Here is a 24,765-nt window from a genome sequence, read left to right as displayed (position 1 = left end):
TTCCGGCATCCGTGGATAGCCCATGTGCTCAGGGGCGTTGGCTCCACTGGCCGAACACGGCCGACTCCCACCTGCTGATCACCCAGAAGACCGCCGTCGAACTCAGCCCGGCCTGCAAGCTCTGGACCACCCGGGCCACGCCAGCTCGAAGAGGCCCCCTCAGCCACGGCGCCGACGCGCTCCAACTCGTCTTCGGCATCGGCATCGGCATCGGTGCGGAGACCGCCATTCGCTACCCGGACTCAGCGCGCGCACTTCTGGGAGACGCTGCCGATGGGCCCAAGAAGAAAATCGATGGAAAAACCGGCGAGCACGATGCTGGGATGGCGCGATGCGACATGACGCGTCGGTGGTCGTGGACCAGGGCCAATACCAAGATGCGGTCACGCCCTGGGAGCAAGAAGCCTGGCGAGACGCTGCCCTCGGATGGGTTGAGCGCGAGCTCGCTGCTCGCGGTCTGCGCGAGACAGGGCAACGGAGAGTGCGGCTACGACCGTGGTCTGTCCTGGTGCGCCTGGCGGTCGAAGACCACAACGCCGTTTGGTTCAAGGCCAATCCGCCCGGCAGCGCCTTTGAGGCGACGCTGACCTCCGCTTTGGCTCACTGGGTGCCGGAGCACGTATGGGAACCCCTCGCCGTCGACGCGGATCACGGCTGGTCGCTACTTCCCCACGGCGGCGAGCTCTTCAGGGACGTACTCAACCGCAGCCCCGCCGATCCACGAGTCTGGGAAGAGCCGCTGGGCCAGTACGCAACCATGCAGCAGGCGCTTGTTCCGTACGCTCACGAGATCGAGCTGCTCGGTGTCCCCAGCGCACGCACCACCGCGCTTCCCGACGTCTTCGACCAAGTCATCGCGGAGAACACCACACTTCAGCCGGACGACCTCAAAAGGCTGTATGAACTCCGGCCGCGCCTCGTGAACTGGTGCACTGAACTTGCCGCGGTGGGCATTGCTGACTCCCTTGACCATTCCGACCTGCACGACGGCCAGCTGTTCAACCCAGAACCAGGCCGATTCACATTCTTCGACTGGGGCGACGCCGCGGTCTCCCACCCTTTCTGCAGCTTCCTGGTCCCGGCCCGGGCAGCCAGTACACGATACGGGTCCGAAGTGCTGCCACGGCTACGAGATGCCTATCTGGAACCCTGGACGGGAGGCGGTCGGACGAGCGCGGAACTGCGACGCGCGGTGACTCTGGCGTGGCGACTTGGCGCTCTTGGCCGCGCGTGCTCCTGGGGCCGGCTCTTCCCCGGAGCAACCACCACGGGCGCTGTAGAAAGCGCCAACTGGCTGCTGCAACTCCTCACTGAGCCACCGATCTAAATGCCGGGGCCGCCGGACACAGCTTGCCGGCCTGCGCTCCCTGACCGCTCAGCATCCTCGTGTTTCACCTGAACCCACGGGACTCAGGGCCGCCGACTCACATGGCCGAAGCACATCGGACAGGAGCCGGCCGCGTGTATGGCAGTCGTTCCGAATGGTCACCTACGAAAGGGTGTTCAGGATCCCGAGGCCGAGGCCGTGTTCGCGCCGGAACATGTCGTGAGCGGGGGTCTTGAGGCGCTGAGCCGTTACCTGGCAGGTAATGGCGTCGGTCTGCCGGTGCCGACGAAGATGGTGATCCCGCCGCCGCGTCAGTAGGACGCGGATACGGATGCCGGATCGGAGTGATGAGTCGTGTCCACAGCCACACCCGCGACCACCCGCACTGTGGTGGAAGAGCTGTTGCGCCGGATCGGACGGGGCGACCCCGAGCACATCGCCGAGATGTACGCCGAGCGGGGCGACTGGAAGCTGGACTGGCCGGAGGCCGAGCACGGCCGGGCCGCTACGCCGTGGATCCGTTATCGTTCCACCCGCGCCGACGCCACCGCCCACTACCGCGAACTCGCCGCACACCATGTGCCCGGACAGGCGGCGACCGAGATCGAGCGCATCCTCGTCGACGGTGACCACGCGGTCGTACTCGGCGAGATCCGCCAGACCGCCCGCTCCACCGGACGCGCCTATCGCGCCCGGTTCGCCTTGCACCTCACCGTCGAGGACGGCCTCGTCACCCGGCACCATGTCTACGAGGACAGCCTCGCCGTCGCCCAGGCCTTCGACTCGAACGAACCCGGTGGGGCCGGCTGAGACTCCTGGGTCAGGCGTCTCGTCGGAGCGCGAGCCGGTGTCGGTGGAGGCCGACAGCCCTCGGCGGATTGGCTCGCGGGGCCCACCCAGTGCATCTGGGGCTGTGACCTCCGTGCCTCGGGACCGTTCATGTGGCTGTGTCGAGCGGCCGGGCGCCTACCGGGAGGAACGCGCTACGCGTGGACCATGTCCCCGCCGCCGTCCGCCACCCGTTGGCCGGGAACCGCGCACCAGGCCGTCGACTTCGCGTGCCCGCCACTGCCCGTGACACCCCGGCCGACGCAGCTCCGGGCCCCGGCCGGAGCGGCCGACGCGGCGGGCAACGGTGGGAGCGGCCGGCCCGCTGGATGCCACGGCAAGCGCGGCAGCAGTGGCGGCAACACGTCGGCGCAGGCGTGGCGATGTTCCGTTGCGTCTGGTGATCTTCTTGGCCGGGTCGATGCCTTGCCGACGGCACGTGCTCATCGTGCCACCCGGGACTACCTCATGTGGCAGCCGCGCCGCACCGACCAGAGCGTCCGCGAGCTCGAAGCGGGTTCTCGATCCCGCCTCAGCCCCGGCCGGAGCGTGGTGAGGCCGGCTGCCCGGACACCGAACGGTTTCCGGGCAGCCTTGGTCTGTCGCGCGTGCTGGTGTCCCCGCGTCAGGAGGGGAACGACGAGGAGGCGGTGGGGGCGGGGCCGCCGGGTGCTCCCTGGCCGTCATGGGTGGCGTCGGGATCGACTGCCATTGTGATGTGGCCGACGACGCCGCGCTCGATGTGCCGCTTGTCGTAGACGATCTTGAGCAGGCCACCCTGGGTGCCGGTTCCCGGGTAGATGGAGTCGTCGTCGAGGGGCATGCGCGTGATGGTGTTCGCTGAGTAGGGCTCGGTGTTCGCGGTGGCCTTGACCGCCTCTTCGGGGAAGTAGAACTGCCCGGTGTGACAGGTGCGTCCGCCGGTGTAGCCGTCGGGTGTACGCGCGCCGCCGGTGTGGACCTTGGTGTGGACGTGGACGGCGCGACCGGCGTACCAGCCGGGGAAGACGGTCCGGAAGGTGACGAACCCCTGGTGGTCGGTCATCTGCATGCCGCGCAGCCAGGTGAGGTCGTCGGTCGGCGTGGCATGGCCGCCTGGGCCGCCTGGGCCGCCTGGGCCGTCCGGAGGCGCCGTCGGCATTCCGGTGGGCGGCGGGCCGGGAGGTGTTCCCCCGCCGCCTCCGTTGCCGTTCTGGGTGTAGCCGGAGTAGACGCCTGAGGCGTCGCAGTGCCAGATTTCTATGGCGGAGTCGCGGACGGGCCTACAGGTCGTGCTGTCGAGTACGCGCAGCACGAGGAGGAGCGGGATACCGGTACGGTCCTCGACCACGTCATTCCGGAAGAGCTCGTAGTCGATGTAGTAGGGGCCCTCGATCTGCTCCGTGATCAGCGACATGCAGGTGCTGGACGCGGAGGCGGCTGCCTTCACCGAGTCGAGGGGGCCGGCGTCGGCGGTGTTCCGTCCGACGGCGTTCGCGACGGCGCCCGCGCCGCTGAGGGCTACGGCACCGGCCGCTCCGCCCAGCAGGAGCATGCGGCGGCGGGACACCATTCGGGAGACGAGAGCGTTGTCAGGTTCTTCGGAAGAGCTTCCAGGCGTGATCACGGCATTGCCTCTCTGTCTTGGCCAGGACTTCCGTGCGCGTCATCGGCCGGCACGTCACCGTGCCGGCCGAACGCTCAGCCGGTCGTCAGGGAGGTGTCGTCCACGACGAAGTTCGTCGCGAGGTACGCGTCCTCGACGCCGGTGAACTTCAGGGTCACCGTCTGGCCCGCCAGCGAGGAGAGATCGAAGGACTTCTTGGCATAGCCGTAGGCAGCGTCGGCGTTCGAGTACGTCGCGAGGGTCTTCGATCCTGCGGTGACCGTCAGCTTGTCGTATACGCCGGCGTAGAACTCCGTGGTGTCGATGTGAAGGTAGAAGGACAGAGTCGCCTTGCAGCCCGCGGGGATCGTCACCGTCTGGGACAGGGTGTCGGTGTGCGCGGAGCCCCAGCCGTTGAGCCAGGCCGTGTAGGAACCGCCGTGGGCCGGCTCACGGACGTCGTTGTTGATGACGTCGCTGTTCGTCCAGCCGGTGTTGCCCGACTCGAAGCCCGGATTGGTCAGCAGCTGGACCGAGGTGCAGTTGCCACTCCCGCCGGTGTTGATCGTCCAGGTGAACGTCGCGGTGCCGGTGGCACCGGTGGAGTCGGTCACCGTGACGGTGGTGGTGTAGGACCCGGCCGTGGTGGGCGTGCCGGAGATCGCGCCGGTCGAGGCGTTGATCGACAGGCCGGCGGGCAGGCCGGAGGCGCTGTAGTTGAGGGAGCCGCTGTTGGTGCTGCTCGCCTGGACCTGGAGGCTCACGGCGGTGTCGACGGTGGAGGACTGGCTGCCGGGGTTGGTCACCGTGACGCCGTTGGCCGGCGGGTTGATGTGGCCGCCCACGTTGATGCCGGCGAAGGCGTTGCCGACGGCTGCGTACTGGGCGGAGTTGGTACCGTACAGCGCGGTGGCGGCGTTGAGGGCGGCGGTGCGGGCGCCGGCGTAGTTGGTGCTGGACGTCATGTACGTCGTCAGCGCCTTGTACCAGATCTTCAGGGCTGCGTCGCGGCCGATGCCGGCGACGGCGACGCCGTCGGAGGTCGGGCTGTTGTAGGTGACGCCGTTGATTGTCTTGCTGCCGCTGCCCTCGGAGAGCAGGTAGAACATGTGGTTCGCGGGGCCCGAGGAGTAGTGCACGTCGAGGTTGCCGACGCCGGAGTACCAGCTGTCGGCCGAGTTTCCGTCCTTGCTCGGCTTGTCCATGTAGCGCAGCGGCGAGCCGTTGCTGTTGATGTCGACCTTCTCCCCCACGAGGTAGTCGCCGACGTCCGCGCTGTTGTCGGCGTAGAACTCCACACCCGCGCCGAAGATGTCAGAGGTGGCCTCGTTGAGGCCGCCGGACTCCCCGCTGTAGGTGAGGCCCGCGGTGTTGGAGGTGACGCCGTGGCTCATCTCATGACCGGCTATGTCCAGCGCGGTCAGTGCGTGGTTGTTGCCGGAGCCGTCACCGTAGGTCATGCAGAAGCAGCTGTCGTCCCAGTAGGCGTTGACATAAGCGTTGCCGTAGTGGACGCGGGAGTAGGCGGCGACGCCGTCGTTGCGGATGCCGCTGCGGCCGAACGTGTTCTTGAAGAAGTCCCAGGTCTCCTGCGCGCCGTAGGCGGCGTCCGCACCAGCGGTCTGCGTGTGGGAGCCGGAGCCGGTGCCCCAGACGTCGTCGGCATCGGTCATCAGTGTCCCGGTGCCCGATGTGCCGTTGTTGAGACTGTAGGTCTTGTGGCCGCCGCGCGTGGTGTCGTACATCTGGTACGTCGAGCCGGACCGTGTGGTGTCCAGAGTCACGGTGCCGCTGTACTGGGTGTTGCCCGTGCCGGTCTTGATGTCCTGGTAGCGGGTGATCTCCCTGCCGTTGTCCGCGTCGGCGATGACGTGCAGGCGGCTCGGGGTGCCGTCGTCCTGAAGGCCGCCGATCACGGTTTCCCAGGCCAGTCTGGGGGTACCGCTGCCGGCCCAGACGACCTTGCGGGCGCTTTCGGCGGCGGGCTGTCGGGCGTCCAGTGTGCGGGCCGTCCTGAGCGCCTTGGTCTCGGCCTGCGCCTTGGTCAGGGTGGCGGTGGTGGAGGCGACGCGTATGTGGTGCTTGGTGTTGAAGGTCGTGGCTACCGTGCCGGACGCCTTCGAGGCGGGTGCGGTGTGCACGACCAGGTCGCCGCCGAGAACGGGCAGGCCGGCGTAGGTGCGCTCGTAGCGCGTGTGCAGGGTGCCGTCGTTGTCCTTCACGACGTCCTTGACGACCAGTTTCTCCTTGGCGCCGAGTCCGAGGGCGCGGGCGGTGTCAGCTGTCTTGTTCTCGGCCTTGCGGAGGAGCGCCTTGCTCTGGGCCGGGCTGAGCTCGGCTTCCAGGGCGCCGTGGCGCGGACCTTGAGGGGTGCTGTCGGCGCTCCGGTCAGCTGCGGTGGCGGTGGTCGTGAGGGTGCCGGCGAGGCCCGCCGTCAGTGCGAGGGCGGCGAGTACTGCCGTGAGTCTGGTGGGTTGCACTTCTGCTCCGGTTACTCAGGGGGGGTGGGGATGGGCTGAGTATGGGTGTGTGCATGCCATGGATGGGACATCTCATCGCCCATAAGACCGGTGTTATGGATTGCCTCGCCGGAACCCTTCAACTCAGCAGCTGTGCCTGCATATTCTGGAAAAATGCAGCTTGAGTTGAGGCATCTGCAAGCTGTCCTCCAGGTGGCGGACGCAGGCAGTCTGGGGCGTGCCGCGACACGGCTCGGGGTGTCCCAGCCCGCCCTTTCCGCGCAGCTGCGCCGTATCGAACGGGTCGCGGGCGGTGAACTGTTCGTTCGCAGCAGGTCCGGGGTCGCACCGACGCCGCTGGGCGAGTTCGTGCTGTCGGTGGCCCACCGGGTGCTCGGCGAGATGGACGCCCTGACCGCCGGGACGCGAGCCGCCGCTCCGCACCCGGCACTGCGGCTCGGGTGCATCCTGCTCGTGCTGGTGGACCAGTTGTTCGGGCGCTTGGAGGCGGAACTGCCCGGCCACGAGATCGACATCACCATCGAGCACTCGGCGACGGTGCTCGTCCGCATGCTCGAGGCCGGACAGTACGACGCGATCCTGTTCGGGGAGGTCGCGGACCACGAGGTACCGCTCCCCGACGGTGTGGCGGTGCGCACCCTCATACCGAAGGAACCCGCATGCGTGCGTTTGTCGGCCTCCCACCCGCTGGCCGGGCAGAAGGAAATCGAACTTGCCGACCTGGCGGGCGAGACCTGGACGACGTTGACCGATGACGGTGACGGAGGACCTGAGGCCATGACCGATGCCTGCCGCCGGGCCGGATTCACGCCCAAGCTGCGCTACCGGATCGCCGACCGCCGCATGCGGTGGGAACTGATCGCCGCCGGACGGGCCGTCTCCCTGTGCCAGCCCACCTCGCCATATGTCGAGGGCACGGTGCTCCGACCGCTGGCCGGCGACCCGGTCACGGGCCGCATCCGACTCGCCTGGAACCGGGCCGCAGTCTGCGAACAGCGTGCCGGCCTGCTGTTCCGGGCGTCGGCCCGTGCCTATCTCGACAGCATTCCCAACAACGCGTTGTTCCAGGCATGGTGGGAATCCCGGCCGGAGCTGCACCCGGCGCTCGACTGAGCTTGCGGGCGATGCGGTGGGTGATGCCTCCCTCGTGCGACCATCTTCGCGGGTGGGCATAGTCGTAGCATTTGTCGGCGTGGAGCTTGCCGGGCTTGCGCCGTCGCCGGCCGCGGCGCGAGCGGATCGGCGGGATGCCCTTCACGAGCGGTATCAGGGCCAGGCTGTCATGCAGGTTGGCCCCGGAAACGCAAACGGATATGGGCATTCCCGATCATTCCTTGATCAGGTGGATCTTCGCGCCGTACTTGCCCCGGTCGACAGGATTCGGACCTGCCAGGTCCCCCTTTCCAGGGCCCGCGTGTTCACCGAGTCGATCGCGCACCGCGACCAGTCCGGCTCACCGCGGGCACCGAACTCGTCGAGGACCAGGCGGTGAGGCTTGGCTCACACCCTGGCTTTCGACCACTCCGAGAACCGCCGGTGGGCAGCGCGCCGGACGGGCCGAACCACGCCGAAGGCAGCTGCTGCCAGGTGCAACCCGCCGTAGCCACGCACACAATCGCAACCAGCACCTCCCGGTCGCCGCGCCGACGCCGACCACCGCCCTGAGCCCGAGACGGGGGCTCCGGCACCACCCTCTGGAAGAACTCCCCCAACTCGTCCGGCACCAGCCGCTCAACGATCTCCTTCATGGCCAACACTCCGTCGAGTTGCCACATGAGATGACTCCTCAAGCACGCACTTCTGGAGCGGTGCTGAGGACACCGCAAGAGCGGCTACGCCCCCGCTCCCCCGCCCAGCCGGTCCAGGGCCGCCGCCGTCAGGGACGTGATCGCCGGGGGCAGGGCCGTGCGGATGTCGGGGGCGAAGTGCGGGGAGTGGTTCGGGGGGAGGCCGGGGCCGGACTCGGACCACTGTTTCGGGCTCGCCGTGCCGAACATCCAGTAGACCAGGGGGATTTTGGGCTCGCCGTGGACCGCGAGGCCCGCGTCGCCGTAGAGGGGGAAGTCCTCGGCGGCCATCGACGCGGGCCAGGTGCCGACGCGTTCGGGGCCGTACAGGGTGGTGTGGGCGGCGCGGATCGCGTCGGTCGTGGCCGGGTCGCACCACAGGGCCGGGGAGCGGGAGAGGGTCGTCAGCTCCGGGTCGCGGGGACAGGCGGAGGCCGCGCACTCGGCCCGGACCACGCGGTCCACGGCCGCCAGCGCGCGGTCCAGGGAGGCGTCGGTGAGGGCCCGGACGCCGATGCCGAGTTCGGCGGTGTCGGGGACGATGTTCACCGCTGTGCCCGCCCGCAACGTGCCGACGGTGAGGCTGAGTTGGTCGGCCGGGGCCGTCTCGCGGGAAACGACGGCCTGGAGGCGGGTGATCACGGCCGCCGCCGTGACGACCGGGTCCACCGTGAGGTGCGGGGTGGCCGCGTGGCCGCCCCGGCCGTGCAGGACCACGGTCAGCGCGGCGCTCGCGGCGGCGACCGGGGCGTGCGGGCCGCCGTGGGCGACCATCCCGGCGGGCAGCGGGGCCGCGTGCTGGGCGAGCACCACGTCCGGTCTGCCGCAGCGCTCGTAGAGGCCGTCCGCCAGCATCGCGCGGGCTCCCGTCAGGGTCTCCTCGGCAGGCTGGCCGACCACCACCAGGGTGCCGCTCCAGTGGGCGGTGGTGCGGGCCAGCAGCTCCGCCGCCCCGGCCGCCGCGGCGAGATGGAGGTCGTGGCCGCAGGCGTGCATGGCCCCGTTGGCGCTGGCGTACGGGAGGCCGGTGCGCTCGGCGACGGGCAGGGCGTCCAGTTCGGCGCGCAGGTAGACGCGGGGGCCGTCGCCGTTGCGCAGGACGCCCGCGACTCCGTGGCCGCCGATGCCGCGTACGACGTCGAAGCCGGTGGCGGTCAACCGCTCCGCGAACAGGGCCGCGGTGCGGGTCTCCTCGCCGGAGAGTTCCGGGGTGCGGTGGACGTCCAGGTAGAGGGTGAGCGCGGGACGGACCGCCTCTCCCAGGCGGGCCAGGGCGGGGTGGGACCGGGCGGGGTGGGACTGGGACATGTCGGACTCCTGTGCTCGGTGCGAAGGGCGCTGGCGTCGCGTGCCAGCGATGTGTGAGCGCGAGGCATGCCGAACGGTGAGCGGCGGGCGGTGGAATAGGTGCGTACCCCACACCAGGCGTGCACACCCCGGCAGACGGCCCCGAAACCGGCGGCCCCATCAGGAGGAGACACCATGGAGAAGAACCTGAGCACCCTCGCCGACGAGATCCTTGAGCTGGAGGCCGAGACCTTCGAGATCTCCGACTACTCGGACGCCAGCGAGGTCGTGCTCGCCGGTTCCACGAGCACCAGCTCGACCTCGACGTGCAGCTCCACCACCAGCACCACCTCCTGCTCCGCCTGATCGAGCAGAGGCAGCCGCAGGGCCCGGCGCCCGGTATCCGTCCCCAGGACGGGTACCGGGCGCTTCTGTCGCCCGGACCGCCCTACGGGAACGGGTGCGGAACCATACGGATCTCGGCGTCCGTCAGGTCCGTGGTGCGGTGGCCGCCGCGCCGCAGTGCGGTGCGCAGCCGGGGCATGAGCGGGGCGCGCTGACGGTTCCAGCCGAAGTCGATCGGCAGCAGGCCGGGCACCAGGGTGCTGACGGTGCGCAGGCCCATGTGCTCCTGCTCCGGGGTGGTCTGGTCCACCACGATCACGTCGTGGCCGGCCCCGACCAGTTCGCCGGTCACCGCCAGGACGTCGTCGCGCAGGTCCCCGGTGCGGGGGCGGCCGGTGGACTCCCAGTCCTGGTAGACCGTGTCGAAGGGGCGTACCGCCAGGGGTTCCAGGTAGGTACGGGCGTGCTCCGCCATCCTCGGCAGGCCGTAGAGCTGGGCGTGGTCCTTGAGGTGGCGGACCTGGAAGAAGTCGTCAGCCATGGCCTCCAGTTCGGGCCGTCGTTCCTCCGTCTGGCGGGAGAGGTGGGGGATATAGGTGAGCACCTCCGACAGGGCGCCCTCGACGGCGCCGAGCGGGTCCAGCGAGGCGGCCGCCGCGAAGGAGAGGGTGCCGGGGCCGCCGTCGCGGCGTACGGCGAGCGCGGTGACGACGGGGACGGCCAGGTCGATGCGGTTGTCCAGGACATGGACGTCGTAGCCCTGGAGCGCGGCCCGTTCCACCATCGCGGCGGCGGTCCGGCCCCCGACGGTCGCCATGTCGATCTCGGTGAGGCGGGCGTTGCCGTACCAGGCGTTCAGGAAGGCGTCACGTTCGACGAGTTCGAGCAGGCCGCCGAGGACCGCCTCCTCCAGGCAGCCGCCGATGGCGCAGCCGTTGGAGCACTCGAAGACGAAGTTGTCGGCGGCCACTCCGGCGCTGTAGTAGACGAGGCGGGACGGAACCAGCACGGGCCGGTCGTCGCGCAGGGACCAGCCCCGCTCCCAGGGGATGGGGCGGTCCGGGTCGAAGGGGTCCACCAGCGGGTCGTCGCGGTAGGTGCGGGGGTCGTAGAAACCGCAGGTCGCGGGGTCCACGGCGTCGGCCCCGAGGTCGTTGTAGGAGGCGGTGACGGGGGTGGTGCGGCCACGCCGGTGGGTTCCGGCGTAGCGCTCCAGGCCCTCCAGGAAGGCGAGGGTGCGGCTGGTGGAGAAGGCGTTCTCCTGGCCGCTCCAGGTGACGTCGTTGAGCCCGGCGTAGCCGCGTACGAAGACGCTTCCGGCGACCGGCGCGGTCGTCGGTGAGGTGACGTTGATCCAGGTGCCGCCGCCCAGGGCGCCGCAGACCGGGTTGGCGAGGGCCGCCTCCGGGACGGGGTACGAGGACGCGGAGCGCAGCCGGTAGGTGCCGGGGTCGGGTTTGGGGCGGGCGGTGAGGGCCTGCGGCCGTGCGTCGGCGGTGGTGCGGGGCGGGGCGCAGTCGGGGCAGAGGGGGTCGGGCAGCAGGGGGTACGTGCGCGCCTGGAGGGTGGCCAGGTCGAGGCGGGTGACCTGGGGCAGGGCGCGGTCGGCGGGGGCGGTGGCGGGCGGTTCGGGGCGGGCACCGCCCACCAGGGCACCGCCCACCAGGGCACCGCCCGGCAGGGCGTCGTCCAGCAGGGCGTCGTCCAGCAGGGCGTCGCAGAGGGCGGCGACCGTGTCGTACGTGTAGGCGGTGAGCAGCGGCCACTGGCCGGCCGGGCGGGGGCCGTCGGGGCCGCCGGTCTCCAGGGCGTCGCGTTCGCTGCGGCTGCGCAACCGCTGCCAGCGCATCGCCAGGCAGCGTCCGCAGGCAGGCTGGGTGCCGTCGCCGCCCCAGGGGCCGATCAGTACGGCGGAGGCCGTGAGATGGACGCGGGCGCCGGGACGTGCGGCGGCCCACGGATCGGGGGCGCCCCGGTCGCCGAGGGTGGCGGCCGCGTCGGTCGCGCCCACCGGGACGACGGCGACGGGGCGGCCGAGGCGGTCGGCGAGCGCCGTGTGGAGGGCGGACCGGGCGAGGTCCATCGGCTGCGGCAGGGGCCGCGTCAAGGTGCTCATGACGACCTCGTCCAGCGGAACGTCTTGACCGCCACCGCGCCGAACACCACGGCGAAGACGGCCAGTCCGGCGCATCCGACCGTGACGTCGGAGAGGTCGCCGCGTCCGGTCAGCGCGTGGGAGACGGCGTCGTTGAGGTAGCGCAGCGGCATGACCAGGGAGACCTTCTGGAGCCAGTCCGGCATGGCGTCCAGCGGGAAGAAGGACCCGGACAGGAACGCCATGGGCAGCATCAGGAAGTTGGCGACGGCCGCGACGGACTCGGGGGTGTTCGCGAAGGAGCCGATGATCACGCCGAGCAGCAGGAAGGTGGTGATGCCGAGGACCATCACGGGGATCAGCAGCGGCCAGCCGGAGGCGGGTTCCAGTCCGAACAGCGGCAGCATGGCGACGCCGACGAACAGGAGCGACTGGACGGCGCCGACGACCAGGGCGAGGGCGTAGCGGGAGCCGATGACGGCGGACAGCGGGGCCGGGGACATCCGGATCAGCCGGAGGATGTCGTCGGTGCGCCACTGCATGAGCGTGAACGCGATGCCGAAGACGGCGGCGTTCGCCACACCCCAGGACAGGACTCCGGCGGCGGTGTACGAGAGATAGGACAGTCCGCTCTGTTCGACGTCCTGGCCTCGGAAGATGAGGCCGAAGACGACGAGGAAGAGGAGCGGGAAGGCGAAGGTGAAGAAGAGGGTGGTCTTGTCGCGGACCTGGGCGCGGTAGCCCGCTCCGGTCAGTGCGGCGTACGCGCTCATGGCTGGTGCTCCGTGGTCTCGGCGGTGCGGAGGGGGGACTGCGGGGCACTGGTGAGCCGGGCGGTCAGGTCGAGGTAGACGTCTTCGAGGCTGGCGGTGCGGGTCTGCACGCCGTCCAGTCCGGTGAGCTGGTCGACGGCGCTGAGGACCTGTCCGGCCGTCCGGGTCTCCAGGACGAGGGAGCCGCCCTGGACGGTGACCCGGTCCACGCCGGAGATGGCGGCCGCCTGCTGTTCGTCGAGCCGGCCGAGCGGCAGCATCAGCCGGCTGGGGGCCTCGGAGGCGCCGACGAGGTTGTGCGGGGAGTCGGTCACCGCGACCTTGCCGTCCACCAGGATGGCGATGCGGTCGCAGAGGGCTTCGGCCTCGTCCAGGTGGTGCGTGGTGTAGACGATGGTGCGGCCCTCGGCCTTGAGGGCGCGCAGCACCTCCCACAGGGCGCGGCGGGCCTGCGGGTCGAGGGCGGCGGTCGGCTCGTCCAGGAAGATCAGCTCGGGGCCGTGCACCAGGGCGGAGGCGATGGCGAGCCGCTGGCGCTGACCGCCGGAGAGGCTCTCCACCTGGATGTCGCGCTGTTCGGTCAGTCCCACCGATTCCAGGGTGGCGTCGACGGCCGCGCGTGCGACCCCGTAGAGCGCGGCGACGGTCCGCAGGTGCTCGTGCGCGGTCTGCCGGACGAAGAACGCGGAGGACTGGGTCTGTACGCCGAGGCGTGGCAGCAGCGCGGTGTTGCGGGGCCAGGGCGGCTCCCCGAACAGCGCGACGGAGCCCGAGTCGGCCTGGCGCAGGCCCTCCATGATCTCCACCAGGGTGGACTTGCCCGCCCCGTTGGGGCCCAGGAGGCCGAAGAACTCGCCGCGGTGGATGTCCAGGGACACGTCGTCGACGGCCTGCCGGTCGCCGTACCGCTTCGACACCCCCTGGACGCGGACGGCGGGGGCCGGGTCGGGGCCGTCGGTGGGTGTGGGTCGCATGGCCTGTACCTCACTCATGTGGTGCGTGATCCTTCGGGTCGGGGGCGGTCGCGCGGTCGGGTCACCGCAGCAGCAGGAGGACCGCCACCGTGCAGGTGCCGGTCACGGCGAGGAGGAGCAGGAGGGCCGATCCGATGCCGTACGCCGTGTAGAGGGTCCTGGCCCGGCGGGGGTAGGCGGCGGTCGCCTCGGCGCCGCCGCGGCCCGCGCGCAGCGCCAGATAGGTGCGGGTCTCGGGGGCCAGGTGGGCGGCGCCCAGGGCGTGGCCGAGCATCCGGTAGCCGTCGAGCGGCGGCAGCGGGACGAGGTTGCTGAGTCCCTGGACGCTGCCGAGGAACAGCAGTCCGGCCAGGAGCGGGCGGGCCGGGTCGTCGCCGTCGAGGAGGGCCCACCAGAGGGCGAACGGCAGCAGGAGCAGCAGGTTGATGTGGGCGCCCGCGCCGGCGATGACCAGCTTGGCGCGGCGGCCCGGGAGGAAGAGGTAGTTGTCGACGGTGCAGTAGAGCATCGCTGCCGGGAATCTCCAGCGCAGCCCGATCTCGGCTACATGACCGCCGTAGTGCTGGGCCGCGACACCATGGGCGAGTTCGTGGACGGTGATGCTGAACCAGAGGAACAGGGCGACCGCCGCCAGCACCACGGGTTGCCGGAACAACTCCAGTGTACCGTCCATGAGTTCACCGAAGTGCAGGACAAGTGCCACTTCCATGGCCAGCACGGCTGCCAGCAGCGGCAGTTGGAGCGCGGGGTGCAGGAGCGGGCGCAGGAACCGGTGGAGGCGGGCGGTGGTCGCGTCCGCGTCGGCGACCATCCGGCGGGTGCCGCGCCAGAAGGTGCCGGTGCGGGTGGGGGCCGGTGCGGGCGGCGGCGGGTCGGGGGCCCCGTCGAGCAGGCCCCGGCTGCCGAGGAGGCCGAGGAGCCGGTTCCAGTTGCCCTCGTCCAGCCGGCGGCCGAAGCGGGCGGCGTAGGCGGGCGCGAGGTCGTCGAGGTTGCTGGTCCCGTCGAGCCGGGAGAGGAGGAAGAACTCCTTGACCCCGGCCTCGAACGCGGCACCGGTGGCGGGGTGCCGGATCAGGTGCACGGTACGGGGGCCGCGCAGCAGGGGCCCGCTGAGCAGGACGCCGTCCCGCAGGGCGGGGCGGTAGGCCCGGACGGCGGCGGTGCGGGCGTCCGGGGCGGGTGCGGCCGGGGCGGATGCGTCGGGTACGGGTGCGGCCGGGGCGGCCCCGGCGGACTCGGGCGCGGCGGGTGCCGTGGTGGTGCCCGGGGGTGACGCGGCTCTGTCGGGGGTGTCGGTCATGGCGTGGCCGCCTCGGGGCCGCCCGCCGCCGACCCGTCCGCCGCCGCCGACCCGTCCGCCGTGCCCGGTTCCCTGAGGACCTGGCCGAGGACGAAGGAGAGATAGGCCTCGTCCCGGATCGTCACGTGCAACCGGTTGTTGGTCATGTGCATGTACGGGGAGAGCAGCCGGGGCAGCACGGCCGGCACATGGGTGAGCGTCTGAAGCGGCGCGGCGTCCGCCGGTTGTGCGCGCTGCTGCCCGGTGTCCTCCCGGGCGGGCCCGTCCCAGACCGGGAAGGCCAGCTCGCCCCGGACGGTGAGGTCCTCGATGCGGGCCCGCAGCTCCAGGCAGTGGGTGGCCCAGCCCCGCAGGAACCCGGGGAGCCGCTGAAGTTCGCCCGCGGCGACGGCGGCACGGATCTCGGCGAAGCGGCGGCCCAGCGGCGGCGCCATCTCGGCGTAGTTCTTCTCGTACTCCTTCGAGCCGATGAACCCGGTGCCAGGGAAGGCGCGGTGCCAGAACTCGTAGTAGCCGTCGAGGTAGTCGGCGAGGCGGTCCTCCTCCGGCAGGAAGCAGCTCGCCATCACCATCATCAACTGGGCGGAGGTGCCCAGCAGTACGGTGCGCAGGTGCAGGTTCTTGGTGCGGAAGGCGTCCATGACCAGGTCGCTGGAGTGCCGGAAGTGCCATTCGGCGAGCTCCACCCCGGCGGGCCCGCCGTACTTGGCGTACTCGGGGGCGTAGGGCTCGCGGCTGAAGGAGTTGTTGGGCCGCAGGTTCATCCGGCCGTCCTCGCCCATGAAGCGGTCCCGGTCCTCGCCGGGGAACTCGATGTCGAACAGGGCGTTGTAGAAGTCCTTGAGGAAGCCCGAGTCCACCTCGTACAGCGCGGGACGGGTCCGCAGGAACGCGGTCAGCGCTTCCTCGGCCCGGCGCAGCACCTCGGGCGCGGCGGCGGCGCTCGCGGGGCGCAGACGCAGCCGGACGTGAGGGCCCTCCAGCCAGTAGTTGATGAAGAAGTGACCGGCCAGCAGCCCCTCGCCGGTGAGCTGGTCCACCAGGGGGCGTACGCAGTTGACGAGCATCGGCTGCGGGCTGGCGGCGTAGAAGACGTGCAGGGCGATCCACTCCCCCGGCTCCGCCGTCGCGGCGACGGGTCGTTCCGTCACCGTGACCTGATCTGTCGTCACGGCTACCTGGTGGGCCGTCACGGCGGCGGGTTCGGTCAGCACGGCGGCCGGGGCGGGGCGGGGCGGGTTCAGTTCGGGCATGTGGGGCCGTCCTCGGTGCGGGAGCGGGAGGTGAAGGTCTCTACGGCGAGTTCGGCCACGTGGTGGCCCTCGTCCGAGGTGAGGTGCAGCCCGTCCTCGGTCGGGAGCATCTCGCGCAGGACCACGGTGGTGCCCGGTTCGCGGTCCACCAGGGCGTCGAACGCGGTGAGGGACAGGGGGCTGTCGAAGTCCACGTACAGGGGTTTGGCGCCCAGCGCCCGGCGTCCGTCGCGGAGCGTCGTGGCGAAGACCTGGTCGGGCAGGCCGTGCGCGCGGCGCCAGCGCCGCCACTGGAGGAACCACCCGGACGCGTCGGTCCCGGGGGCGCGGACCGGGAGGGCGGCGGCGTCGGCCGTCCAGCTGCGGCGGCTGACCACGACGTCGCCGTGGCGTACGCGGGGGCGGCGGGTCACGCCGTCCACGGACGGGCTCTCGGGGACGCCGCCCCAGAGGTCGGTGGGGGTCATGGTGCTCGGCGAGAGGAGCAGCAGGGTGCGGGGGATCTCGGGCAGGGCCACCGGGACGAGGTAGCCGAGGTAGACGGGGACGACCTCGCGGTCCAGCCGGCGTGAGCGCAGGACGAGCCGGTCGGTGGCCTCGTCGTGCTCCAGGTACAGATCGTCCAGGTGGAGGCGGTCCGCCTCGGGGACGGTGGAGGTCTCGCCGGGGCAGACGATCTGGAAGTCGGTCAGCCGCCCGTGGAGGTTGAGGTTGCTGGTGATCTGACCGCCCGTCAACTCCGCGAACACGGCTCCCTCCGGCTGCCGTTCGCGCAGTTCCGCGCGCAGCCGCGCGGAGAGGCCGGGTCCGTCCGCGCCCGGTGTGTCGTACACATGGGTGAAGCGGCTGAAGGGGAAGGCGAGTCCGCCGTAGGAACGGTTCAGGACGACCAGCGGCTCGCCCGGACGGTCCGGGCCGGGGCGTGCGACCTGGAGGTGGTGGCTCTGCGGGACGAAGTCGGATGCCAGGGGCGCCAGTTGGTCCGCGACGGAGGTCAGGAGCCCGTCCGGCAGGTGGATCTCGTCGGCCGTGCCGTGTTCCTCCCAGAGCCGTGCCATACCGGTGGCGAAGTGGCGTCGGGCGTCGTCCAGGGTCCGCAGCGCGCTCTGGCCGAGCCAGTTCTCCTCGGGGACGTAGCGGCCCGTCTCGTCGAAGGCGGTGCGCTTGGCGGTGAAGGAGATGTACTGGTCGAAGAAGTCCTCGTGGAAGTCGTGCACCAGGCCGAGCAGGTCGTCGCAGCGCCCGCCGCGCCCGTAGCGGGCCGTGAAGAAGCCGTGCAGGGTGATGCGCTGGGGCAGGGTGATGTCGAACATCGGCAGGATGCCCTCGACCGCCCGCAGGGACCGGCCCGTCTCCCCCGCCAGCAGGCCGCCCGGGGCGGTCACGTCGTCGCCCGCGCTGACGTCCTCGTACAGCAGGGTTTGCGGGAGGGCGGGCGCCTGGGCCCCCAAGTCGCGCTGTACGTCCAGGAGTTGTTCGCGCAGGGTGTGCAGCAGGGTGCGCCGCTCGGCGAGCGGGGCCGCCGGGTACGCGGCCAGGCAGGCGGCCGGACCGCCCAGGGCGTCGGCCACCGTGTCGGCCCACGGTGCCGCCAGGGCGCGCAGGGCCTGTTGGAAGGAGCCCAGCGGGTCGGGGCTGTGCACGTCGGTGCGCAGGCCGGGGACCTGGACCATGCCGAGCTGGAGCAGGGCCGCCGCGTACCGCTCGCACTCGGCCTCGTCGGCGCCGTGCTCGGCGCGCAGCCGTGCCACGAGGTCGCGGTGGCGCGGCCGGTCGTGGCTGCCGAAGAAGGCGAGCAGGCGTTCCAGGGTGCCGCTGTTGCGGAGGTAGAAGAGCCGGTCGCGGACCGCGTCGAAGGTGACGGCCGCGCTGTCGTCGCCCGTGGTCACCCACTGGCGGACGTAGCGGATGCGGTCCTCGTCGCGGCCCCAGCCCGGCGACAGGACGACGGGGAGGTCCTGGCGGCGCACCGGGTCGGCCATGATCAGGTCGGCCAGCCGTCCCAGGGCGACGACGTTGAGCCGCACCTGGCTCCGCCACTCCCCGTCGATCCGCAGAGCAGGCGTGTCCCGGGCCGTGCCGTCCGCCGGACCGTCGTCGAAGGTGCCGGCCGCGACGGCGGTGAGCGTGCTGAAGGGGCTGGTCTTGCAGGCCGTGCGGTAGAGGTAGGTGAGCGCGGACCGCTCGATCTTCCGCATCCGCTTGCCCGGTTCGGGCGAGGTGTCGCGCAGATAGCCGTCGAGCCGGCCGTCCAGGGTGGGCGAGGCGAGCAGCAGACCGAGCCGCAGCCGGTCCCGGGACAGGGCGCGGCGCAACTCGGCTCGTGCGGAACGCAGTTCACCGGCCAGCAGGGCGGGCCCCTCGGCGAGGAGCCGGCCGTGGGCGGCACGGTCGTCCAGCCAGGCGGCGGTCCGCGCCCCGGCGGTCTCGTCCAGGGCGGCGACCAGGCGTACGGCGGCCCCGGGGTCGGCGGGCAGGCGGTTGTTGTACACCTGGCGCCGCAGGGTGAGCAGGGCCCGGCGGGCGTCGCCGCCGGTGGCGTCGGCGGCCTCGACCAGGCCGTGCAGCAGGTCGCTGAGGGCGGCGCCGCCCTCGGTGAGGCGTTCCTCCCCGTCGAGGACCTGGTCGGCCCACCGGCGGGTGCCCGCGCACCGCAGGCCGCGGACGGACTCGACGGGGAGCCCGGCGGCGCGGAGCAGGAAGCGCCGGCCCGGTTCCCAGCGGGTGGTGGGGGCGGCGGTGTCGGAGGTCATGAGTGTCATCGGGCGGTCTCCCCGTCAGGCGATCTCGTGGCGGAAGTCGGCGGGCCGGGGTCGTTCGTTGCCGAGCGGCATGATCAGCAGGGGTGCCTCGTCGCCGTCGCCGAGGCCCAGCTTCTCGATGTAGGAGATGTTGTCGAAGCCCAGGGCCACGCCCGCGCCGAGGCCCAGCGCGGCGGCCGCCACGTAGAACGTCTGTGCCACGGCGCCCGCGGTGCCGACCGCGAGCCGGTAGCCCCGGTCCCCCACCGCGTCCAGGACGGCCGTGGTCCGGACGGTCGGCACGAGGACGGCCCCGGCCTGTTCCAGGTTGTAGTTGGCCAGGAAGTAGGTGTCCTGGAGGAAGGCTCCCTGCGGCCCCGCGTCCACGAGCCGCAGCGCCCCGGTGTCCGGGTCGTAGGCGTACGCGCCCGGCTCGACGCCCTCCACATGGCTGACGAAGGCGTACAGCCGGGCCAGCCGCACCGTGCCCGCCGGGTCCGCGTCGCTGTCCAGGGTGGTCGCCGCGCAGGCCGCGAGGACGGCGGAGAGCTGCGCGGGGGTGACCGGGCGGGCCGCGTCGAAGCGGCCGAAGCTGCTGCGCCGGGAGCGCAACGCCCGGCGTACGGGTACGTCGGGGAAGGCGGGGGCGGGCAGCGGTACCCGGGTGCCGCCGGACGGGGTGGCGAGGGCGGCGGCCGTGGCGAGCGCGCCCGCCGGGGGCCGGTCCGTGGCGCGCTCGGTGGTCGCGGCGTGCATGGCGCGGACGGTCGGGAAGTCCAGGACGGTGCGCGAGCGTTCCAGGTCGCGGTGGACGACCGCCGGATCGGGTCCGGGCGCGCCCGGGGTGCGCGGCGGTCCCTCCTGGCCCGCCCAGTGCAGCGGGACGACGGCGAAGACGGCCTCCTCCTCGCCGGGGGCGCCGAGCAGTCCGTTCAGCCGGGGCTCGTCGAACCAGAGCACCGGTGCCGTGCGCAGCCCGTGGGCGGCGGCCCAGATGCGCCAGGTCTGCACGACCGTTCCGAGGTCGGTGGAGACCACGTGGTACGAGAAGCTGTTGTACTTGAAGGTGTTCTGCCAGTACTTGACGCCGAGGACCAGGTACTGGTCGGTCTCCAGCGCCTCGGCGGGCGCGTCCGGGCCCAGCGCCTCGCGGATCCGGGCCGAGACGTCGCCGGTGAGGAGCCGCTGCACGGCGTGCCGGTGGACGTCGTAGTAGTGGAGGCCGGGGGTGAGCGGTCCGGACGGGCCGGACGCCCAGTGGATGCTGACCGGGTAGAGCCCGCCGCCGCCCGCGGTGCCCCGGGACCAGTTGGCGTGGGTGTAGAAGGGCAGTCCGGACAGGTCGCTGTTGGCCTGGACGCCCAGGCGGCGCCCGGTCAGCCCGTAGGAGTCCTTGAGCATCGCGGACAGCAGCGGCAGCGTGAACCCGCCGGGACGGCCGTCCGGTCCGCCGCCGGACGGAAGGAGGCCGGGGGCGGCCGGGGGGTCGGGCAGGTCGTCGCCGTCCGGCAGGGCGTAGGACTCCACGCCGGGGTAGAACTTCCCCTTGCGCGGGCCGTCGGCCCAGTCGGGGACGAAGTCGGCGGGTTCCATCGGGACGCGTCCCCGGTGCAGGACGGCGTCGGCGTACTCGTGGGCGTACCCCATGGGGCCGGCCCCCTTTCGGATGGGCGTGCGGTACGGACGGGCCGTCACGGGAACGGGTGCGGGGCGGGGTTGAGGCCGGCCGCGGTGAGCGTGGTGCGCGTCCGGGGCATGTGGCGGGCGCGCTGCCGGGACCAGCCGAAGTCGATGGGGACCAGGCCGGGCACCAGGACCTTCACCGTGTGCAGGCCGAGGGCGCGCTGTTCGGGCAGGGTCTGGTCCACGACGACCACGTCGAACCCGGCGGCGGTGACGGCGGCCACCGAGCGCAGCAGGTCCTCCCTCAGATCGGGGGCGGCCGGGGCGCCGTCCGGGCCGGGCCACCGCACGTCGGCGACGCGCAGCGGCGGGCGGGAGTCCGGTTGCCTCAGCAGGAAGTCGGCGTGCCGCCCCATCTCGGGGACGCCGTAGACCAGCGGATGGTCGTGGAGAGTGGTGACCTTCGTGAAGTCCTCGGCCATGGCGCGCAGCCGGGCCTCGTCGCGGCGGGTCCGGCCGACGAGGTTGACCGAGTCGGTGGCGATCTCGCAGAGGGCCGAGTCGAGCGCGGACTCGGGGTCGAGGCCCGCGCCCGCCCCGAAGCACATGCGTCCGGTGCCGCCGTCGAAGCGTTCGGCGACGGCGGTGACCACGGGGACGGGGAAGCTGACCCGGGTGTCGAAGAAGCGGGCCCGGTAGCCGTACAGGGCGAGCCGGTCCACCATGTGCCGGGTGGCGGGGCGGGTGCTGGTCGCCGGGTCGATCTCCCGCAGGGGCACCTGCCCGTACCAGGCGAGCAGGAAGGCGTCGCGTTCGATGACCTCCATCAGCCCGAAGTACGCGGCCTCGGCCGGACTGCCGCCGGAGGCACAGCCGTTGGAGCTCTCCTGCACGAACCGGTTCTCCAGGCCGGGGGCGTGGTAGTAGCCGAGGATCTCGGGGACCGGGCGGGGTTTCGCGTCGCGCAGGGACCAGCCCCACACCCAGGGGATCTCCCGGTCCGGGGTGAAGGGCCGCACCCGTGGGTTGTCGCGGTAGAACTCCTCGGAGTACAGGCCGGTCTCGCGGGGATCGACGGCGTCCGGGCCGAGGTCCTCCAGGGAGGCGGTGAGGCCGGTGGTCCGTCCCCGGGCGCGCATCCCCGCGTACCGCTCCAGTCCTTCCAGCACGCCGATGCCCAGGCTGTCCGCGTAGCTCGCGGCGTGGCCGCCCCAGAACGTCTCGCGCAGGTACTCCCCGGACCGGGTGGAGAAGCAGCCGATGGTGGCGGAGGTGGTGGTGGAGGCGACGTCGCAGACCACGGAGGGGCCGAGCGCGCCCCAGTGCGGGTTGGCGAAGGCGTCCACGGGCAGCCGGTAGTCCTCGATCCGGCGTACCCGGAAGGCTCCGGGCCGGTGCTTCGGCGCGGGCTCCAGGGTGAGCGCGGCCGCCTCCGCGGTGTCCGGTCCGGGCGCCCCGCAGACGGGGCACTCCGGGTCCGGGACGAGGGGGTGGCTGCGTACGGTCATGGCGTCCAGGTCCAGCAGGTGCACGCGCGGGTAGGGGCCGGGGCCGGGTTCCTGGTCCGCGAGTCCCGCGAGCAGCGCGGCCACGGCGGTGGCGGCGAACGGGGTGGCGTACGGCCACGCGCCCACCGACCGGGTGCCGGAGCCCCGTTCGAGCCCTTCACGCAGGGAGACCGAGCGCACGCCCTGCCATCTGCGGGCCAGGCAGCTCGCGCACCCCGCCGCCCGGCCGCCGTCGCCGGGCCACGGTCCGACCAGCACCTGGCGTCCGTAGAGGTGGACGGGGACGTGCCCGCCGGGTACGGGCCCGGCGGGGTCGTCCGTGTAGGCGTCCCGGACGCCGAGGGGGGCGGCCGTCGCGGTGGGGCGTCCGGCGGGGGCCGCGATCTCGTCGAGGGCGTCGCGCAGGGCGGCGGTGAACCGGCGGGCGCTCGCGGACCGGGCGGGGGCGGGCTCGGCGGCGGCCCGTACGGGGGCGGGCCCGGGGCGGGCCGTCGGTTCAGCCCGCATCGGTGACCGCCCGGGTGAGCAGGACGCGCACGGTGTGGATGCCCGCCGTGGGCAGGTCGGCGGCGTGGGTCGGCACGACGAGCGCGTCCCGCCCGGCGGCGGCCAGGCGTTCGAGGACACGCGTCCAGTCCACGGTCTCGCCCGAAGCGGCGGGAGCGGCGGGTCCGGAGCCGGTGACGGGGATGAGCGCGGCGTCCAGGTCGCGCATCAGCGGGTCCCCGGCGTCGAGGCCCCCACCGGTGGACTCGGGTGCCTCGGAGGCGAGTTGGGCGGCGCCGAGGAGGTCGCGTACGGCGTCCACGGCGGCGGCCGTGCGGTCCAGGGCGGCGCCCACGGCCCAGCTGCCGGGGGCGAGGGAGCCGTCGCCCGGCCCGGAGCCGTCCGCCGTCCCGGTGGTCCGGGCGAGCACCACGGACGCGCCGGAGTACGCGTGTTCGCCGAGGTCGAGCAGTTCCACCCGCACCCCGAGGTGGGCGGCGGACCGCAGCAGGAACACCGTCTCCGGGTCCTCGCCGAAGCTCTCGGGGGCGATCACCGCCACCTCCCCGTCGCCCCGGACCGCCCGGCGCAGCGCGTCGTGGGCGAGGGCGGAGAGCAGACCGGCGGCGGCCGCCTCCGGGAGGTCCGTCCCGGCGCCCGCACCGGCCCGGGTCGGCTCGAAGCGGCGGTCGGCGTTGTCCGTGCCGAAGGGGCGTACGGCCCCGGCGGGCACCCGCACCTCCTCCTTGGTGACGAGCGAGGTGGCCAGGGTCCACACGGAGTCGGTCCCGGTGCCGCCCGTGCCGGAGGCGACGGTGAGCGTCTCCGGGGCGACGGCGGGGAGGCCGTCCAGGGTCCCGGCGGCGCGGGCGGCGGGGACCACGTGCTCCGCGTAGACCGTGGCGGCGGCGTTCAGTGCCCGCAGCCGGGCCCCGGCGGTGTGGTGGACGTCGAAGGCGGTGACGGTCCGGGGGCCGCGCGGCCCGGCGCCGAGGACGACGGACCCGACCTTGAGCGGGGTCTGCGTCACGGGCTCGTCCGCGTACCGGGTGAAGGCCCCGGTGTGCGGGCGGACCAGCGCGGAGCGGCGCTCCAGTTCGGCGAGCGGGCCCTGCGCGGCGTCGTCGTCGGGGGCGGTGGCGACCGTGGGGAGGAACGCCGGGCGAGCCGGGGCGGCGGACAGGTCGACGGGCTCCGGGCTCCGCGCGGGGGCCGCGCAGAACGGGCAGCGGGGATGTGGCAGCAGGCGTTCCGAGGCGACGTCGAAGGAGGCCATGTCCTGGATGAGGACCTGCCCCCGGGTCTCGGCCGGCAGCGCCCCGGTGACCAGCCGGAACACCTCGTACCCGAGGAGGTTGCCGAGCATCGCGGCGAGCGGGCCCGCCGGCTGCGCGCCGGACGAGCCGGTGCCGAGGGCCAGACCGCTCCACAGGTCGGCGGCGGCCGCGTCCGCCGCGCCGCCGGAGGCGCCCAGCCGCAGGGCGGCGCAGGACCAGCAGCCCGTCGAGTCCGCCGTCATCACCGGTCCGACGACGGCCCGTTGTCCGAACGTCCAGGCAGGCAGCAGTGTCCGGCCCTCCGGGACGCCTTCCCGGAGCAGCGGCAGCACCGTGGACGGCACGTCGGGACCGCCTGCGGCCACGACCACGTCGTACCCCGAGTACGCCGCCCAGCCCTCGGGGCCGGAGGCGGGCAGCACGGCCAGCTCCACCGGGCAGCCCTGTTCGGCGAGGTCGGCCGCCTCCTGATGGACCGTCGCGAACTCCTCGGGGGTGACGCCGCCCGTGCCGGCCGGCAGGGCGGGGTCCACGGCCACGGTGGCGCAGCCGTTGCGGATCAGGGACAGGACGCACCAGCGGGCCACCGGGCCGTGGCCGAGGACGGCGACGCGGGTGTCACGGAAGCGGGCGAACCGGGCGTCGGCGTCGTCGGCGTAGTGGTCCACGTAGGCGATCTGCTCAGCGAAGCGGGCGGCGGCGGGCGGGGCGGTCACCAGGGACCCGGCCGTCTCGTCCGGGGCGGGCACGGGGCGGGCGAAGCCACGCGCGTAGAGCGCTTTCACGAGTTCGCCCACCATGGCTCTCTGCCGGTCCCCGAAGCCCTGGCAGATCTCCTCGACGGTTCTGGCGCCGTCCAGGTGCGGGACCAGCAGGGTGGCGAAGCGGTAGCCGGACTTGGCGGTCAGTTGGAAGCCGCCGTCGGCGTTGTGGAAGATCACGCCGTCGGGGGTCTCGGTGAACAGGACGTCGCGACGGACTCGCGGCCGGGTTCCGGCGGTCTCTGCGTACGGCGTTGTTGCCATGCGTGCGTCACACCTCTTGGTCTGGGACGGGGCGTACGGCCCGGGTGCGGGCCTGGCCTGTGAGGGGGTGG

General features: G+C 72.5%; 17 protein-coding genes and 1 pseudogene. 5 read left to right on the top strand and 13 right to left on the bottom strand.

The features are described 5' to 3' along the window. Positions 1–331: 331 nt before the first annotated feature. The 3 genes from B9S64_RS26340 to B9S64_RS26335 all read left to right on the top strand — a co-directional run bounded on the left by B9S64_RS26340 (position 332) and on the right by B9S64_RS26335 (position 2,137). Positions 332–1,327 (top strand): phosphotransferase, encoded by a 996-nt coding sequence (locus tag B9S64_RS26340; protein ID WP_181012195.1) that lies wholly within the window; start codon positions 332–334, stop codon positions 1,325–1,327. A gap of 138 nt (positions 1,328–1,465) precedes the next feature. Continuing rightward, complete coding sequence (locus B9S64_RS34220; RefSeq protein WP_146060090.1) at positions 1,466–1,645, top strand: hypothetical protein; 180 nt, start codon at positions 1,466–1,468, stop codon at positions 1,643–1,645. Positions 1,646–1,681: 36 nt separating this feature from the next. Beyond that, positions 1,682–2,137 carry a nuclear transport factor 2 family protein gene (locus tag B9S64_RS26335; RefSeq protein WP_103489862.1) on the top strand — a complete coding sequence of 152 codons (456 nt, stop codon included), beginning with the start codon at positions 1,682–1,684 and terminating at the stop codon, positions 2,135–2,137. Positions 2,138–2,780: 643 nt separating this feature from the next. On the opposite strand, the gene B9S64_RS26330 is transcribed toward B9S64_RS26335, so the two are convergent. Continuing rightward, positions 2,781–3,707, bottom strand: a complete 927-nt coding sequence (locus B9S64_RS26330) for an intradiol ring-cleavage dioxygenase (protein WP_103489861.1) — start codon at positions 3,705–3,707, stop codon at positions 2,781–2,783. Positions 3,708–3,835: 128 nt separating this feature from the next. Next, complete coding sequence (locus B9S64_RS26325; protein WP_103489860.1) at positions 3,836–6,220, bottom strand: M4 family metallopeptidase; 2,385 nt, start codon at positions 6,218–6,220, stop codon at positions 3,836–3,838. A gap of 153 nt (positions 6,221–6,373) precedes the next feature. Between B9S64_RS26325 and B9S64_RS26320 the strand changes: the two genes are divergently transcribed. After that, on the top strand, positions 6,374–7,333 hold the full coding sequence (locus B9S64_RS26320) for a LysR family transcriptional regulator (protein ID WP_103489858.1): 960 nt from the start codon (positions 6,374–6,376) through the stop codon (positions 7,331–7,333). Position 7,334: 1 nt separating this feature from the next. Here B9S64_RS26320 and B9S64_RS35190 read toward each other — a convergent pair. Next, a pseudogene (locus tag B9S64_RS35190) lies at positions 7,335–7,968 on the bottom strand (IS5 family transposase); the annotation flags it as partial. Positions 7,969–8,052: 84 nt separating this feature from the next. Then, entirely contained in the window at positions 8,053–9,315 is a 1,263-nt protein-coding gene (locus B9S64_RS26310; RefSeq protein WP_103489856.1) for an amidohydrolase, read from the bottom strand. Between the two features lie 174 nt (positions 9,316–9,489). On the opposite strand from B9S64_RS26310, the gene B9S64_RS26305 reads away from it, so the two are divergent. Next, positions 9,490–9,660, top strand: a complete 171-nt coding sequence (locus B9S64_RS26305) for a thiazolylpeptide-type bacteriocin (protein WP_018555848.1) — start codon at positions 9,490–9,492, stop codon at positions 9,658–9,660. Between the two features lie 82 nt (positions 9,661–9,742). Here the strand turns inward: B9S64_RS26305 and B9S64_RS26300 are convergent, their stop codons facing one another. The 9 genes from B9S64_RS26300 to B9S64_RS26260 all read right to left on the bottom strand — a co-directional run bounded on the left by B9S64_RS26300 (position 9,743) and on the right by B9S64_RS26260 (position 24,694). After that, positions 9,743–11,755: a TOMM precursor leader peptide-binding protein gene (locus tag B9S64_RS26300; RefSeq protein WP_181012194.1), complete on the bottom strand. Its 2,013-nt coding sequence runs from the start codon at positions 11,753–11,755 to the stop codon at positions 9,743–9,745. Then, entirely contained in the window at positions 11,752–12,507 is a 756-nt protein-coding gene (locus B9S64_RS26295; protein ID WP_103489855.1) for an ABC transporter permease, read from the bottom strand. The genes B9S64_RS26300 and B9S64_RS26295 overlap by 4 nt, the downstream gene beginning before the upstream one ends. Further along, positions 12,504–13,499 carry an ABC transporter ATP-binding protein gene (locus B9S64_RS26290; RefSeq protein WP_103489853.1) on the bottom strand — a complete coding sequence of 332 codons (996 nt, stop codon included), beginning with the start codon at positions 13,497–13,499 and terminating at the stop codon, positions 12,504–12,506. The genes B9S64_RS26295 and B9S64_RS26290 overlap by 4 nt, the downstream gene beginning before the upstream one ends. Before the next feature lie 43 nt (positions 13,500–13,542). After that, complete coding sequence (locus B9S64_RS26285; RefSeq protein WP_258037746.1) at positions 13,543–14,781, bottom strand: metalloprotease; 1,239 nt, start codon at positions 14,779–14,781, stop codon at positions 13,543–13,545. Continuing rightward, the gene (locus B9S64_RS26280) at positions 14,778–15,848 is read right to left on the bottom strand and encodes a lantibiotic dehydratase C-terminal domain-containing protein (RefSeq protein ID WP_374936045.1); all 1,071 of its coding nucleotides are present in this window, start codon (positions 15,846–15,848) and stop codon (positions 14,778–14,780) included. Before B9S64_RS26280 ends, B9S64_RS26285 begins: the two co-directional genes overlap by 4 nt. Before the next feature lie 173 nt (positions 15,849–16,021). Continuing rightward, entirely contained in the window at positions 16,022–18,796 is a 2,775-nt protein-coding gene (locus tag B9S64_RS26275; RefSeq protein ID WP_103489852.1) for a lantibiotic dehydratase, read from the bottom strand. A gap of 15 nt (positions 18,797–18,811) precedes the next feature. Then, complete coding sequence (locus tag B9S64_RS26270; RefSeq protein WP_109492135.1) at positions 18,812–20,422, bottom strand: nitroreductase family protein; 1,611 nt, start codon at positions 20,420–20,422, stop codon at positions 18,812–18,814. 44 nt (positions 20,423–20,466) lie between these two features. Continuing rightward, positions 20,467–22,413: a TOMM precursor leader peptide-binding protein gene (locus B9S64_RS26265; RefSeq protein ID WP_103505174.1), complete on the bottom strand. Its 1,947-nt coding sequence runs from the start codon at positions 22,411–22,413 to the stop codon at positions 20,467–20,469. After that, positions 22,403–24,694, bottom strand: a complete 2,292-nt coding sequence (locus B9S64_RS26260) for a TOMM precursor leader peptide-binding protein (protein WP_109492134.1) — start codon at positions 24,692–24,694, stop codon at positions 22,403–22,405. The genes B9S64_RS26265 and B9S64_RS26260 overlap by 11 nt, the downstream gene beginning before the upstream one ends. Between the last annotated feature and the right edge of the window lie 71 nt (positions 24,695–24,765).

It is taken from the genome of Streptomyces sp. SM18 (assembly GCF_002910775.2).
GTDB classification, from domain to species: Bacteria; Actinomycetota; Actinomycetes; order Streptomycetales; family Streptomycetaceae; genus Streptomyces; species Streptomyces halstedii.
This window is presented reverse-complemented; position numbering and strand designations above follow the sequence as displayed.